12 protein-coding genes are annotated in these 13,940 nt (G+C 41.7%); 3 read left to right on the top strand and 9 right to left on the bottom strand.

The window, feature by feature from the left end:
* Positions 1 to 5 precede the first annotated feature (5 nt).
* The 3 genes from DI077_RS06250 to DI077_RS06240 are packed head-to-tail and all read right to left on the bottom strand — an operon-like array spanning position 6 to position 1,452.
* The gene (locus DI077_RS06250) at positions 6 to 527 is read right to left on the bottom strand and encodes an NADH-quinone oxidoreductase subunit C (protein ID WP_109018748.1); all 522 of its coding nucleotides are present in this window, start codon (positions 525 to 527) and stop codon (positions 6 to 8) included.
* Positions 524 to 1,084 (bottom strand): NADH-quinone oxidoreductase subunit B, encoded by a 561-nt coding sequence (locus DI077_RS06245; protein WP_109018747.1) that lies wholly within the window; start codon positions 1,082 to 1,084, stop codon positions 524 to 526. Before DI077_RS06245 ends, DI077_RS06250 begins: the two co-directional genes overlap by 4 nt.
* A complete protein-coding gene (locus DI077_RS06240; RefSeq protein ID WP_109018746.1) occupies positions 1,075 to 1,452 on the bottom strand; it encodes an NADH-quinone oxidoreductase subunit A in 378 nt (125 codons plus the stop codon). The genes DI077_RS06245 and DI077_RS06240 overlap by 10 nt, the downstream gene beginning before the upstream one ends.
* A gap of 587 nt (positions 1,453 to 2,039) precedes the next feature.
* Between DI077_RS06240 and DI077_RS06235 the strand changes: the two genes are divergently transcribed.
* Together DI077_RS06235 and DI077_RS06230 are read left to right on the top strand one after the other, a co-directional pair.
* Positions 2,040 to 4,583 carry an ATP-binding protein gene (locus DI077_RS06235; protein ID WP_109018985.1) on the top strand — a complete coding sequence of 848 codons (2,544 nt, stop codon included), beginning with the start codon at positions 2,040 to 2,042 and terminating at the stop codon, positions 4,581 to 4,583.
* Positions 4,584 to 4,744: 161 nt separating this feature from the next.
* A complete protein-coding gene (locus DI077_RS06230; RefSeq protein ID WP_109018744.1) occupies positions 4,745 to 7,126 on the top strand; it encodes a PP2C family protein-serine/threonine phosphatase in 2,382 nt (793 codons plus the stop codon).
* 49 nt (positions 7,127 to 7,175) lie between these two features.
* On the opposite strand, the gene DI077_RS06225 is transcribed toward DI077_RS06230, so the two are convergent.
* From DI077_RS06225 to DI077_RS06200, 6 genes are read right to left on the bottom strand one after another with little or no spacing between them, the layout of a single operon-like run.
* On the bottom strand, positions 7,176 to 8,438 hold the full coding sequence (locus DI077_RS06225) for a replication-associated recombination protein A (protein ID WP_109018743.1): 1,263 nt from the start codon (positions 8,436 to 8,438) through the stop codon (positions 7,176 to 7,178).
* A 12-nt stretch (positions 8,439 to 8,450) separates the two neighbouring features.
* Positions 8,451 to 8,681, bottom strand: coding sequence for a hypothetical protein (locus DI077_RS06220; protein ID WP_109018742.1), 231 nt, complete (start codon positions 8,679 to 8,681; stop codon positions 8,451 to 8,453).
* A 3-nt stretch (positions 8,682 to 8,684) separates the two neighbouring features.
* Entirely contained in the window at positions 8,685 to 9,293 is a 609-nt protein-coding gene (locus tag DI077_RS06215; protein ID WP_109018741.1) for a YqaA family protein, read from the bottom strand.
* Positions 9,290 to 9,856 carry an aminoacyl-tRNA hydrolase gene (pth, locus tag DI077_RS06210; RefSeq protein WP_109018740.1) on the bottom strand — a complete coding sequence of 189 codons (567 nt, stop codon included), beginning with the start codon at positions 9,854 to 9,856 and terminating at the stop codon, positions 9,290 to 9,292. The genes DI077_RS06215 and pth overlap by 4 nt, the downstream gene beginning before the upstream one ends.
* Before the next feature lie 7 nt (positions 9,857 to 9,863).
* A complete protein-coding gene (gene cimA, locus DI077_RS06205; protein ID WP_109018739.1) occupies positions 9,864 to 11,393 on the bottom strand; it encodes a (R)-citramalate synthase CimA in 1,530 nt (509 codons plus the stop codon).
* Entirely contained in the window at positions 11,390 to 11,665 is a 276-nt protein-coding gene (locus DI077_RS06200) for a Smr/MutS family protein (protein WP_109018738.1), read from the bottom strand. Before DI077_RS06200 ends, cimA begins: the two co-directional genes overlap by 4 nt.
* A 725-nt stretch (positions 11,666 to 12,390) precedes the next feature.
* Here DI077_RS06200 and DI077_RS06195 point away from each other — a divergent pair.
* Positions 12,391 to 13,650, top strand: a complete 1,260-nt coding sequence (locus DI077_RS06195; protein WP_109018737.1) for a PQQ-dependent sugar dehydrogenase — start codon at positions 12,391 to 12,393, stop codon at positions 13,648 to 13,650.
* The last annotated feature ends 290 nt before the right edge of the window (positions 13,651 to 13,940 follow it).

Here is a 13,940-nt window from a genome sequence, read left to right as displayed (position 1 = left end):
TCCGCCTATTGGCTAATATCCTCGTTCGTATGAATGGTAAGAAGGTTTTCTATCAGGTAATCCTGTCCCGGACCTTCCAAAGGATAATCCTTACGCAAAGGATGTCCGATGAAATTATCAGGCATAAGAATCCTTTCCATTCTAGGGTGATTTGCAAAAGGAATTCCGAACAAATCGAACACTTCTCTCTCGGGCCAGTTGGCACCGACAAAAACTTCAACAAGGCTCGGAACGGATTCCCCTTCTTCTACAGGAGTGCGAAGTTGGATACGGAAATGTTTGTTTTTGGGAGAGCGAAGCAAATATACTATCTCAAACCGCGGTTCCAACTTTCCTAGCCAATCAACAGCAGTTAGGTCATTCAGATACTGAAACTGAAATTCATGATGTTCCTTCAGCGCCTTTGCTACGGGAACAATTCCTTCCGGTTTGATACAAAAGTACGGAAGATTCGTGTTTATGTCACGTCCAGGAAGAAGGAAGTTCGAAAAATGGGATTCTAAATAAGCCTGGATTGATTCTTTCATGCAACAACAAGAGGTTTATTTTTTTCGTTGATCTCTTGGATCTTTTTCATGATTTCCTGACGTCTCGCTTCCAAACCTTGCGATCTTACTTTTTCCTGTAATTTCACAAGAGCATCCAGAATCGCTTCCGGACGAGGGGGACAACCGGGAACGTAAACATCCACAGGAAGAATCCGATCCACACCCTGTAACACTCCGTAGGTGTCGAACATACCTCCCGAAGAAGCACAAGCTCCCACGGAAATCACAAATTTCGGTTCGGACAACTGATCGTAAATCTGACGAAGGACGGGAGCCATTTTGTAAGTGATGGTTCCCAAAACTAAAATCATATCCGCTTGTCTGGGAGAGAAGGAAGGACGTTCGGCACCAAAACGTGCCATATCATAATCCGCGCACATCGTACCCATGTATTCGATCCCGCAACATGCGGTCGCAAAAGGGTAAGGCCATAGAGAATAACTTTGTCCCCATTGAACCACATCTTCCAATGTGGCAACTTGGAACATATCTCCGAACATTTCACCGGGTTTGCTTAAAACATCTGTTAGTCCCATTCCAATGCCCCCTTTTTCCAGATATAATACAGGCCTACTACAAGTATAAGTAAGAAAAAAAACATTTCAATCAGAAAGAATCCGCCAAGGCCGGCATTCTTAAAATTCAAAAGATTAACAGCCCAAGGATAAAGAAAGACCGCCTCGATATCGAATAATATGAATAAGACGGCGACCAAATAAAACTTAATGTTGAAAAGGCCGCGTGCGTCCCCGTAATAAGTCACTCCGCATTCGAATGTGTCTGCAGGTTTCGACTTTTTTTTGGGGTTGAGAAGGAAAGCAAGCGATAGGATGACTGCGGAAAAACCGATTCCCAAAGCAAGCTGGATAAGGATAGGTGCGAAACTATCTGGAGCTAAACCCATTGATAGAATCATCTCATTCAATAGCCCTATTGTCAAGGCTAGATTCTTTATAGTAAGGAAATCATGAAAATTTACAGTTCGCCTTTGAAAATCTGTACAAAATGACCACCGAGTCATTCAATTGAGAATCACTCTCAATTGAATCTACAAATTACTTTCCCCGCTTTCCCGTCCATAAAACAAAAATCCGAAAAAATCCTAACTGACTTGTTCCGGACAAAACTTAGTCCGCGGGAACCGGCAACAGAACAGTTGTTACAAGAACATCCTTGGATGGAAAAACTCCCCCTAGGGAGACATTTATTCGGGAACTTTGCGGGAAAGTACGAATCCATTCCCCAGGGAAGATCGGAACGACCCAAAAAAAAAGAAAGACCTGAGATTTAGGAAAAACGAGTGGTTTTTAGTTTCGGAAAAAACAAACCAAAATCGAGTTTACCTCTTGCAGGCAGGAATACGTATTTAGCTTTTCGAAATATAAAATAAATAGATTGCTCTTGAAACAAAGGAGCAAATGTTTCTTTACAGGCGAATTTTTTCATTTGAAACCCGATGATCCTTCATCTCTTTCACCTAAAGGTAGTTTTATGGTATTTTCGCTTTCCCATTTGAAAAAAAATTACTTTTTATTACTTATCCTTGCCCTCTCTTTTTTTTCCTGCAAAGTAGCCACATCCTCCCATCCCGACGCAATCGAAGGAAACATGGATCTTTCCGCATGGGAACCAAATCAAGGTTTGGTGAATCTGAAAGGTGATTGGGAATTTTGTTGGGATGAATTGATTCCTCCCGGATCGGACGAATCCCTTTGGAAAGAAAAATGCCAAGGTTATTTCCCCGTTCCTTCCTTTTGGAAGTTCTATAAAATCAAAGGAGAAAATCCTCCTATCTTCGGAAAAGCCACCTACCGGCTCAAACTTCGCATTCCTTCAAACAGTACGATCCATTACGGTTTGTTTTGGACGGAGATCATGTCCGCATTTGAAATTTTCATTAACTCCCGTTCGGTGGTTAAGGTAGGAAAAACGGGAGATAGTTTTCAAACCATGAAACCGGATTTGAAACCAGGCGTTTCCTATTTGGGAAATCTTCCGGAACAAGTGGAAATCGTCATCTGGGTTTCCAATTTCAATCACGAAAATCACGGATTTTGGGAGCCTATGTATTTTGGGAAATGGGAATCGATTGCAAGACAGCATATCGAGTTTGTAATGCGGGACATTGCAAGCTGCTCAGCCATCATTATCATCGGTTTATATCATTTAATCATTTATCTTTCCAGATTGCGGTCCAAAGAATATCTGTTATTCGGTCTTTTTTGCATTGTAATGGGAATTCGACAGTTGAATTTCGAAACGCATACTTTTTATTATCTATTTCCTAATTTCGAATTTGATTCCTATATCCGTTTCTTATTCGGAGTGATTTATCTGATCGGGATCCTTATGGTCACTCTTTACGACCTGCTTTTTCCCGAAGACATTCCCAAATTATTCACAAACTGTCTTAGAGTGATATTGATTTCCTTTCTATTTACACTGTTTTTATCCGTACCAGTTTTTACTCATTTTGCCGCCTATCTATTCGGATTTTTGGCTTTCGCACTGATCGTTTATATTCCTTTCTTCATAAGGGCTTTCTTCAGGAAACGGGAAGGTGCGGACTTGATGCTCGTGGCATATTTCATTACCACGATTACGATTCTTAACGATCTGCTATTCAATTTCGGTTTTATCCATACCGGCTATATTTCCCATTTAGGGGTTTTATTATTCATATTCATACAAGCGGTGATCTTATCAAAAAAAATCACCAAAACTTTAGAAGAAAAGGAAAATCTGGTAGATAAGTTAGGCGAAACTCTGGAAGCAAAAAACAAAACTCATACGGAACTTATGAATCTGAAAGAGTATCAAAAATACGAACTCGAATTGCAAGTCAGGCTTCGTACGGAAGAATATGAAATCGCCAAACAGATTGCAGAGACGGCGAGTAACGCCAAATCCCAATTTTTAGCAACGATGAGTCATGAAATAAGAACTCCCATGAACGGTATCTTGGGAATCGCAGAGTTACTTAAGATGACTCCATTGACGAAGGACCAGGAACAGTATCTGAAAATGTTGCAAGACAGCGGACAATCCCTGTTAACCATCTTAAACGATATTTTGGATTATTCGAAATTGGAAGCTGGAAAAATCGAATTATTGGAAACGGATTTCTCCTGGAAAATCTTACTTGAGCTAGCGGAAGGAATTTTCAAATACCAGGCGGAGAAAAAACAAGTCAAGTTCGAAGTGAATTTCGATCCCGATTTCGTATACCTTGCGCACGGAGACGAAAATAGAATCAAACAAGTGTTATTCAACATAATTTCTAATGCCGTGAAATTTACGGAAACGGGAGAAATCAAAATCCATCTTTCTTCGGAAAAAGAAAATACCGGAAATTGGATTCAATACAAAATATCAGTTACCGATACGGGAATAGGAATTCCGGAAGATAAAATGGATTCTTTGTTCCAAAGATTTACGCAACTGGATTCGAGTATTTCCCGCAAGTACGGAGGGACCGGACTAGGTCTTGCCATCGCCAAAAAAATCACCGATATGATGGGAGGGGAATTGGAAGCAAAGAGAAACTATCCTGTCGGTACTACTTTTGAATTCAGAATTCGGTTGCTTCGCAATCAGGTTTCAAGAGTTCTCCGTTCGGAAGATTCCGTGGATCTTTCCCAATTACCACCAAACACGTATGTTTTGATTGCGGAGGACGATCCTACCAATTTGTTTTTGCTTTCTAATTTTTTAAAAAAATTAAAGGTCAGACACGATACAGCGAGGGACGGACGGGAGGCAGTTGCCAAAACAAAAGCCAATACGTTTCAATTGATCTTTATGGATATCAATATGCCGAACCTGGATGGAATCGGCGCTTCGGAAGAAATTTTAAAAGATGAAAATATAAATCCGAAACCGATTATCATTGCGGTCACTGCCGACGTTTTCCAAGAAGATAGGGAAAAATGTTTGAGAGCGGGAATGTCTTCTTTTTTACCCAAACCATTTCAAAAGAGAGAAATCGAGCAAGCGCTCTACGAATGGTTGATTGAAAGAAAGTCTCAGGAATAAATATGAATTTTCCCCGAATCAAAGGGAATCCTCCGTATTGCCAGAATCTGCTTCTTTTTGCATAAACAAATATACGCTATATTAGATTTTTATTCCGTGATAACGAATTAGGCCTTGAGCTATCTCCCAGAATTTCGAAATTCATTCCAAGGAGTGGCACTATGTTTACAGAAGTCAGACCAAGCTACAACCCCTATGAAATTTCCAAAGAATCGGAAGAAACTCTGGAAAACCTATCTTCGTTACTTTTATCCCCTCCCTCCGGTGATTTTTTTCAAACAAGAGTTTTGAGATTGGCGAATGTTCTCCACCTATCAACCGTTTGGATTGCGGAGTGGAAAAAAGATTCTGCCGTTTTCCAAACCTTGGCCTTGGTTCATTCGGGAGATTTGCTCCCTCGTCAAACCTACAATGCCGATATCGCACCTTGTTCCGAAGTGATAGAAACAAAATCACATTACCATTCGGATCATTTGGAAGAAAGATACCCCGGATTCGAATCCGTTCTTTCCGTCAAAGGAACACATTACCTGGGTTATCCTCTGAAAAATCGTTCCGGAGAAGTGATCGGAGTCATCTCGGTTCTGGAGAATAAAAACATACGAAACCTCGGACGGGTCCTGAAAATTTTTGAACTAATCTCCGTTAGAACAGCACAGGAGCTGGAAAGAAGAAAATCGGATACGTATATTTCCCATTCCATCGAGTCGGTCTATGCCTTAAGTCATTCTTTAAAAGAAATCCATAGGCTTGCGACATCTAACTTCGATTCAATCGAGGATTTATTTTCCGGCTATCTCAAAACAGGTCTCAATCTGTTTCACTTTCCGATAGGACTGATCAGCAGGTTAAAACAGGACAAGTACAGAATCGTGAGAATTGAAGGAGATGTTGCCAATCTAAAACCGGGAGATCAGTTTCGGGTTGTAGATACTTTTTTTGCAAAAGGATCCGAAATCGGAAAAACAATTTATTATGAAGACATTCATTCGGAAGACGGACTGCAAAAAACTCTGTTTTTCAAAGATTACGGATTTAGCAAATTCATCGAAGTTCCCATTATCATCAATGGAAAAGTAGAAGGTTCCATCGGATTTTTTTCCAAAGAAACGGGAGGAACTCCGATTGAAGACCATTTTATAGAAGTGATTGAAATGATGAGCAGGAGTATTGCCTCTGAAATCGAAAAAAGAGAAGTCGCGGAAGAAATTCAAAAAATGAAACTTCATCAGGATGGAGATTATTATCTGACTTCCCTATTGGTAAAACCTTTGGGTGGAACCAAAATCGAAAGCGACGAAGTGAAAATCGAATTTTTAACCAAGCAGAAAAAGGAATTTTCGTTCAAAGGTAAAAAGGGAGAAATCGGAGGAGACTTATCCATTGCACATACGATTTTTCTTCGGGGAAAAAAACATACTGTATTCATAAATGCAGACGCAATGGGAAAATCGTTGCAAGGAGCAGCAGGTGCACTCGTTCTAGGTGCGGTCTTCGGCTCCATCATAGAAAGAACCAAAAACCGTGAAGATTATCAAAACCAATATCCCGAACAATGGATCAGGGAAGTATTCAATGAGTTGAATAAAACTTTCGAAAGTTTCGATTATACGATGCTTGTATCTTTGGTTCTCGGGCTTCTGGAAGATGAATCGGGGCTTTTGTACTTTGTAAACGCGGAACATCCGAATCTGATTTTATACAGAGATGGCATCGCCAGTTTTATAGAAACAAAATACAGTTATTTAAAAATCGGTGCGACCTTGCCGCAAGATCGATTTGCCATTAATATTTTTCATATGCAGGGAGGAGATATCATCATAGGCGGGTCCGACGGAAAAGATGATATATTGGTTCACGGAGCTTGCAGTGGAGGTCATTTTCTAAATTCCGATGAAAAACTTTTTCTGGAACATGTAAGAAGAAGACAGGGTGATCTGGAAGGAATCGTACGTTCCATTCAACAAACGGGGGACCTAACAGATGATTTATCTTTATTCAGATTGGAATATATTTCCCCGGAAAAACAGGAAAATACGGGTTTATCTCAAGACTTGGATCAAATTCGAAAATTCAAAAATGAAATTCGAAAAGGCAATTTGGAACTAGCGCTCGAATTATTGGAAGAGGCTTATGAACTGGGTCATCAAAATCTGGAGGTCTTGCGCAGTCTGGTCAAATTTAAAATCGCAAGCAAAGAATACGATCAGGCAATCAAACACGGTGAAGAATATTTATCGGTAAAAGCCGATAACAATTATATACTGCTCTCTTTGTCTTTTGCTTATCAAAAATCGGGCAATATAGACAAAGCGATAGAATATTCGGAAAGATTGATACTGCGGGAACCTCAGTTTTCAAACAACACAACCAATTTAGCTGTGTTATATGCTAAAAAAGGAGAATTTCAAAAAGCGAAAGAACTTTTGCATTTTGCAATCGATTCGACGAACGACGAGCATCGACTGGAGAAATTGGAAAAATATTTAGCAAGAATCGAACACGTTCACGCGAAACAAAAGAGAAAAATTTCAGTGATCTGATGGACTTGTCCGTGCAAGATGGAATCGGGGATTCGAGAAGATAAATATGTTATTTATCTTCTCCCCAGAGTTTATTCAATTGTTCCTTTAGATTTTTCTCCATCCCTTGGTTCGTCGGCAAATAAAACTTAGGTGGGTTCGGATAAAACTCTTCGGGAAAATATCTTTCTTTGACAAAGTGGTTCGCAAAATTGTGAGGGTATTTGTAATCCTGCCCCGCTCCTTCCTTTTTATGAGTGATGGTCGGAGCATTTCTCAAATGATTGGGGATGGTAAAGGTAGACTTATTCGATCTTACAAATGACAAGGCGCCATCGACTGCCATATAACTTGCATTTGATTTTGGTGCGCTGGCAAGAAAGCTGACACACTGTCCGAGAGGAATCCTGGCTTCCGGCATTCCTATTCTTTCGACTGCCTGCCAAGTAGCGATCGCCAAAGGAAGTCCATGTACGCTTGCATTACCCACATCTTCACTCGCAAATACAACAAGTCTTCTTGCGATAAAAAGAGGATCTTCTCCTCCCTCAAGCATAATTGCCAGATAATAAAGTGCTGCATCAGGATCGGAACCGCGTAAGGATTTGATAAATGCGGAGATCACATCATAATGACTCTCTTTGTTTTTATCATATTGGATCACACGGGCACCGAGAAAATTTTCCACCTGAGTGATTCCGATTTCCGTTCCCGGTCTTGTTTGGGAAATCAATCCTTCCAGGATTCCCAGTAACTTCCTCGCATCTCCTCCGCTCGCATTCAAGATTTCCTTCATTGACTCTTCGGTAAAGGTTCGCCCTTCTCCTTCTATTTCCAAAGCGGAGTCGATGATTCCCTTTTCCTCTTCTTCATCTAACGACTGCAAACGAAACACCTGCATTCGGGAGAGCAAGGCACGATTGATTCGAAAAGAAGGATTTTCCGTTGTGGCGGCGAGTAAGATCAAATCTCCCTGCTCTACGGAAGGAAGAAGCGCGTCCTGTTGGGAGGAAGAAAAACGATGGATCTCATCCAAAAATAATGCGATGGTTCCTATCTTTTTGGACTCCTCTATGACTTCCCGAAGTTCTTTCACTCCGCTTGTAACTGCGGATAAAAACCGTTTTGGTAAATTCCATTTGTCGACAATAAGATGGGCAAGCGTCGTCTTACCGGTACCAGGTGGTCCATAAAAAAGGATCGATGTGGGTTTGGTAAGTGACTGGATTTGCCCCACTACTTTTTTTTGCCCCAAAAATCTTTCCCAGGTATTGGGCCTGATTTTATGCGCTAAAGGAACTTGTTTGTTCGGGCCGGGAAAAAGAGAGGACATAGGATGAGGATTTCATCCCGATTTGTTTTCTTCAAGTGACTTTTTCACCATCATATAACATTTGTATATGGTATCGTTGCACACGTCACATCCGGAATGGCAGCATACGAGGCTCCTCTCGGAAACTTTTCCGTCCAAAATATTTGTAATAAACTGTGCAGTACGATCCGGCAAATAAAAAAAACGGACTTTTTCTAGGATGATTTCTTCTCTGGAAATCGGAAACAATCTCTCTAAATCCACAATCTAAACCCCACTCACCCAACCGGCGAGCATTGCATAAAAGTAAATCGCCATGCGGGCAAAACGAAAGAGCGATCCGAGAAAAAACAATCTGTATTTCATTTTGAAAGTTCCCACGGTATAAGCCATCCACGAATAAGGGATGGGAGTGAGCGCAGCGAGAACCACTGCCCAAAAACCATATCTCCTTACATAAGGAAGTAGTCTGTCTTCATAATGCAAAACCATCTGTCTTCCCAAATGAAACCTGGGAATCAAATATCTACCGATGACGTAGGCTAGGCTACCTCCGATAATACTGCCGGTTCCCATCCAAAAAATAGTAAGCAGTCCGTTCATATTTCCAGTTACGGCTAACATTAAAAAGGCGTCAGGAGGGATAAATGCAGGAAGACTATCGGAAAGCATCATTCCAAAGAAAAGGCCAAGATAACCGAATAATTCTACAAAAACCGAAGAAAGGCCGAGAAGTGGTTTTCTAAAAAAATATGCCAGTGCAAATACGATTCCCACCACAATGACGATCGAGATCGCCGTTTGGATCAGAATTTTCTTTAATTCCTGTTTGGTGGAGACGGAAGATTCGGAATGAGAGGTTTTGGTTGGGTTCAAGCAGCCGATCCTTTTTTGAGATTATTCAAAGCGTTCTTGAGCCATTCATCGATTTTTTTGGTGGATTCGGAAAGTAGTGCGTCGAACTCTTTTCTTTCTTCTTCCGTAAAGTTTTGTAAAACATAATCGGCAACTTCCATTTGCCCTTTCTCCGGTTTTCCCACTCCAAACCTCAACCTATGAAAATCAGAGGAACCGATTTTCTCAACTATATCCTTTAGACCGTTATGACCTGCGGTTCCACCGCCGATTTTGTTTTTTATTTTCCCGAAAGGCAAATCGACTTCATCTTGTAACACAAGGATATTTGTGGCGGGAATTTTATACATTTGGGCAAAAGTTTGCACTGCTTTGCCGGATAAATTCATATACTCCAGTGGTTTTACGAAATGAACTTTGTAACTATCACCGTTGATGACAGATTCGTAATATTTTTTGTTCTCTTTCCAAGACTCACCTTTGGATTTTACATACTCATCCAAAATGATAAAGCCGATATTATGCCGATTCAGTTCATATTTTTTTCCCGGATTTCCGAGACCTACGATGAGTAAGTGAATCATGAATGTTCTAGCCTAAAATGATATGGAGTAGTTTTTCAGTGGCTTTGATTGCGGCCACTTGTTGATCGGAATCGATTCCGATGGTTCTGATAGGTTGCAGATCCGTCTCTCTCTTCCAAGTGATTACGGTTTCCACCAGTGCATTCGTATTTCCTCCGGGAGGAATCCTCACTTCATAATCATATAACGGAGGTATGCTGATGTTCAATTTTTGAAGCACTTTTCCCAAAGCATTCATAAAAGCATCGTAACCACCGTCTCCCGTTCCCGTTTCTGCAAAACTCTGATTTTTGAATTTAACCTTTAAATCGGCAGTCGGTTTTACACCGATTCCGCTGGTAACAGTACAAGCTTCGATTTGAAAGGAAGCTTCCCTGTTTTCCCCCGTTATATCCGCGATAATGTAAGGAAGATCTTCTTTTGTGACGGTTTTATTTTGGTCACCTAACTCAATCACTCTGGACAAAACTTTCTTTTCCACTTCGGGAGATAAAACCATTCCCAATTGTTTCAAGTTTTCGGTGATACTCGCCTTACCGGCTAACTTACCAAGTGCGTAAACTCGGCTTCGCCCGAACCTTTCGGGCATAATCAGATTGGCGTATAAATTTCCTTTTTTGTCTCCGTCTGCATGAATCCCTGCGGTTTGGGTGAATACGTCTTCTCCCACGATCGGACGATTGTCGGAAATCCGCTTGCCTGAAAAAATTTCCACAAGGCGGGATGCGTTTGTAATTTCCTTTTCCACAACATTGGATCGAAATTCCGTTTTATCATGCAATGCAGTAATCACTGCTTCCAAAGGAGAATTGCCCGCTCTCTCTCCGAGTCCGTTCACAGCAACATGCAAACCTTTGGCACCCGATTTTACGGCGGCAAGGCAATTAGCAACTGCTAGGTCATAATCATTGTGACCATGAAATTCAAACCAAAGATCGGGAAATAGACCGACCAAATCTCCTATTGCCTTTCCCACTTCGTCGGGAGACATGACCCCGAGAGTGTCCGGTAGATAAAATTTTCCGATTTTGAATTTCGATACATTCTTAAGATAATCGATCACATAATCGCGGGAATGCAAATATCCGTTCGACCAATCTTCCAGATAAACGTTGGTAGTGATTCCGTAAGCGGAAGCAAATTCGACCGTTTTGGAAATATCGGAATAATGTTCCTCGGGAGTTTTTCGTAGTTGGTTGGTTAGGTGATTCAAGGATCCTTTGGTCAGAAGATTCAAGACCTTAACACCAGTGTCCCTCATCCAGTTGGGAGTTTTCTCGAAATCAACAAATCCCAAAATTTCGATTTTATCGGAAAGACCTTCCGTTCCCGCCCATTCCACGATTTTTTTGACCGCTTCGAATTCGCCGGGAGAAACCCTCGCACTTGCGATTTCCACCCGATCGACCTTAAGATCGTATAACAAAAATTTTGTGATATTCAGCTTTTGCTGCCAGGAAAAAGAAACCCCGTTGGTTTGTTCTCCATCACGTAAAGTAACGTCTAAAATTTGGATTTTATCGGAAAGACTTTTCATTTTTTCAATCTATTGATGTATTCTTTGGAGGGAGCCAAAATCTCTACTTGAGTGGCTCCCGGGTTGCCCCGGAACATCGGATCTCTATCCAGTAATTTCAGAAAATCGCAGGACTCTACGTAGTCAACCGCCATTCTTTTCAGTATCCCTTCTCCGATTCCATGAACGATCTCCACATAACTCTCCCCATCCATAAAAGCATCGTTGATTTCTCTTTCCAATTTCAACTTCGCTTCTTCAAATCTCATTTTGCGGATATAGATGGTGCGCATAAAAGGGCTCTTCTCCCATTGCAAAATTTCCCTCTAAATTGTTCAGGATTTTTCCTGTTTTTGAACGGATTTCAGAAGAAAATTATAGCGTTCGATGCTTCCGGCTCCTGCCGCATGACCCTCGCGGACCCATCATAGTTTTTTGGGCGAGTCCCCGAAATCCGGTTTCCCTCCTTCCAATTAATTCCTATTTGTTGAAAGATTGGTCCAATTGTTCGGGGTCAGGCTACTGCGGGGTGTCCGTCGCTTGCGCGACCGCGTTCCGCGCCCTTCGTATCCTTCTCGCGGAGGATTAGTTTAACTATGCATAGGTGGTGAATAAGGAATCCTTGGGCAGAAAGGCGAACTTTTCCCGAAAATTTTCGGCATAGAGCAAAGAAGGATAGCCTAATCCGATAGGATATGTTAGTTGAGACTCATTGGGTGGCGGGTGGATCACCCCACCCAAATCAGGGCGGGGATACCAAAATCCCATCTTATAACAAACTCAGAGAAATTTATAATAAAACCCAGCAAGTTCCATGTTTCTCGCGGTAGCAAAGCGCATCTCAGGATTCATGTGCATTTTTAAAAGTCAGCAGATTAGACTTGCATAGATGACCCGAACTCGTGTGTCGTAACAGTAGGTTACTCACGCAAGGAGAGGGGAACATCGAACGCTTTTTTTTTACCAACCACTCAAATATTCACGCGACTTTCCTATCTATAAAATCCAAACTTTGTCTATGAACAAACCTTCATTACGAATCCCAATTTCCCTATTCTATATATTATCATTTGCGTTCGCTTTTTCCACTTGCGATTCCATCCGAAGCCTTTTGGTTTCAAAACTGGGGGCGGCCGAAGATTACAAGCCGGAAACCGATCCGGGAAAACTTGTAGCCGAATTTTCAAGCAAAGACACTTCCCGAGAAAAGATTAATATTCGTTTGGTGGAAGTGGCTGCCGGATTTGCGCAGCCTACCGATTTACAATTTCCTCCCAAAGAAGACGAATACTTTCTGGTCGCGGAAAAACAGGGAAAATTGAAATGGGGAAAGGTAAATAGCAAACTAACCGGTGTTTTGCTAACATTGAATGTGATTTCGGAAGGGGAAGAAGGACTTCTGGGACTTGCGTTTCATCCCGATTTCGCAAAGAACGGAAAAATATATCTGAACTACACTTTGAAACAAGGGAAAAAAGACATCAGTCGGATTGCGGAATGGACTCTTTCCCAACCGAAGGATCTTCCCAATGCCAAAGCCGAATCGGAAAGAGTGATTATGGAAGTGGAACAACCTTACCCCAATCACAACGCGGGACAAATTGCATTCGGCCCTGACCGCCTACTCTATGTTGGGTGGGGTGACGGAGGATGGATGGCCGATCCCAGAAAGAACGGACAAAATCCGAAAACGTTTTTAGGAAGCATGTTACGAATCGATGTGAACTCGCCTTCGGAAAAACTTCCCTACTCCATTCCCAAAGACAATCCTTTTGTAGGAGATACTTGCTGTGCTCCGGAAACATTCGCTTACGGTCTCCGCAATCCATGGAGATACAGTTTCGATCCGAAAGGAAGACTGATTCTTGCCGATGTGGGTCAGGATCTTTGGGAAGAAATCGACGTCATCGAAAAAGGAAAAAACTACGGCTGGAATACCAAAGAAGCCTCTCATTGTTTCGACCCGAAAGAAAAATGCAAATCCGAAGGTTTAACAGATCCTATTTACGAATACGGAAGAGAAGAAGGTCAATCCATTACCGGCGGATACGTTTACTCCAATTCCAAAGTAAGCGGCCTTACCAACAAATATGTGTTTGGTGATTTTATCACAGGCCGACTTTGGGCGATTTCCATTCCCGAAGATACAAACAGTACGGCTAAAACAGCTTATGCACTCGGCAAATGGCCTATCCTGATTTCCACATTCGGAAGAGATCATTCCGGCAATGTATATGTAGTCGACTTTGCTTCGGGAAGAATTTACAAAATCGAGTGAAGTTTTTTAGTTTTTAATTTGGGCGAACCCCCTTCGGGGTCAGGCTGACTCCGGACTTCGCTTACGCTTCGGTCGCAAATGCGACCGTGCCTTACGGCACGCCCTCCGCATCCTTTTCGCATAAACTGAATTTATTATGATGATGAATACAAAAAGAGCTCCATAAAAAATCATCTTAACATAGGATCATCGGATTCCTATATCGGCCAGGGTTCGCCCCCTTGACTTTTCCTTCCTGTCGTTGCAGACTAAGACGGAGATTTTTTTATCAAACAAAGAAAAGAATCCCA

The sequence above is a fragment of the Leptospira kobayashii genome (assembly GCF_003114835.2).
Lineage (GTDB): Bacteria > Spirochaetota > Leptospiria > Leptospirales > Leptospiraceae > Leptospira_A > Leptospira_A kobayashii.
Note: the sequence above shows the minus strand (reverse complement) of the source record. Positions and strands in the feature narration are given on the sequence as shown.

Bases quoted from the DNA above. Each gene is read 5' to 3' on its own strand.
- DI077_RS06250 (WP_109018748.1), bottom strand. From the start codon at position 527: ATGAAAGAATCAATCCAGGCTTATTTAGAATCCCATTTTTCGAACTTC.
- DI077_RS06245 (WP_109018747.1), bottom strand. From the start codon at position 1,084: ATGGGACTAACAGATGTTTTAAGCAAACCCGGTGAAATGTTCGGAGAT.
- DI077_RS06240 (WP_109018746.1), bottom strand. From the start codon at position 1,452: ATGGGTTTAGCTCCAGATAGTTTCGCACCTATCCTTATCCAGCTTGCT.
- DI077_RS06235 (WP_109018985.1), top strand. From the start codon at position 2,040: ATGGTATTTTCGCTTTCCCATTTGAAAAAAAATTACTTTTTATTACTT.
- DI077_RS06230 (WP_109018744.1), top strand. From the start codon at position 4,745: ATGTTTACAGAAGTCAGACCAAGCTACAACCCCTATGAAATTTCCAAA.
- DI077_RS06225 (WP_109018743.1), bottom strand. From the start codon at position 8,438: ATGTCCTCTCTTTTTCCCGGCCCGAACAAACAAGTTCCTTTAGCGCAT.
- pth (WP_109018740.1), bottom strand. From the start codon at position 9,856: ATGATTCACTTACTCATCGTAGGTCTCGGAAATCCGGGAAAAAAATAT.
- cimA (WP_109018739.1), bottom strand. From the start codon at position 11,393: ATGAAAAGTCTTTCCGATAAAATCCAAATTTTAGACGTTACTTTACGT.
- DI077_RS06200 (WP_109018738.1), bottom strand. From the start codon at position 11,665: ATGCGCACCATCTATATCCGCAAAATGAGATTTGAAGAAGCGAAGTTG.
- DI077_RS06195 (WP_109018737.1), top strand. From the start codon at position 12,391: ATGAACAAACCTTCATTACGAATCCCAATTTCCCTATTCTATATATTA.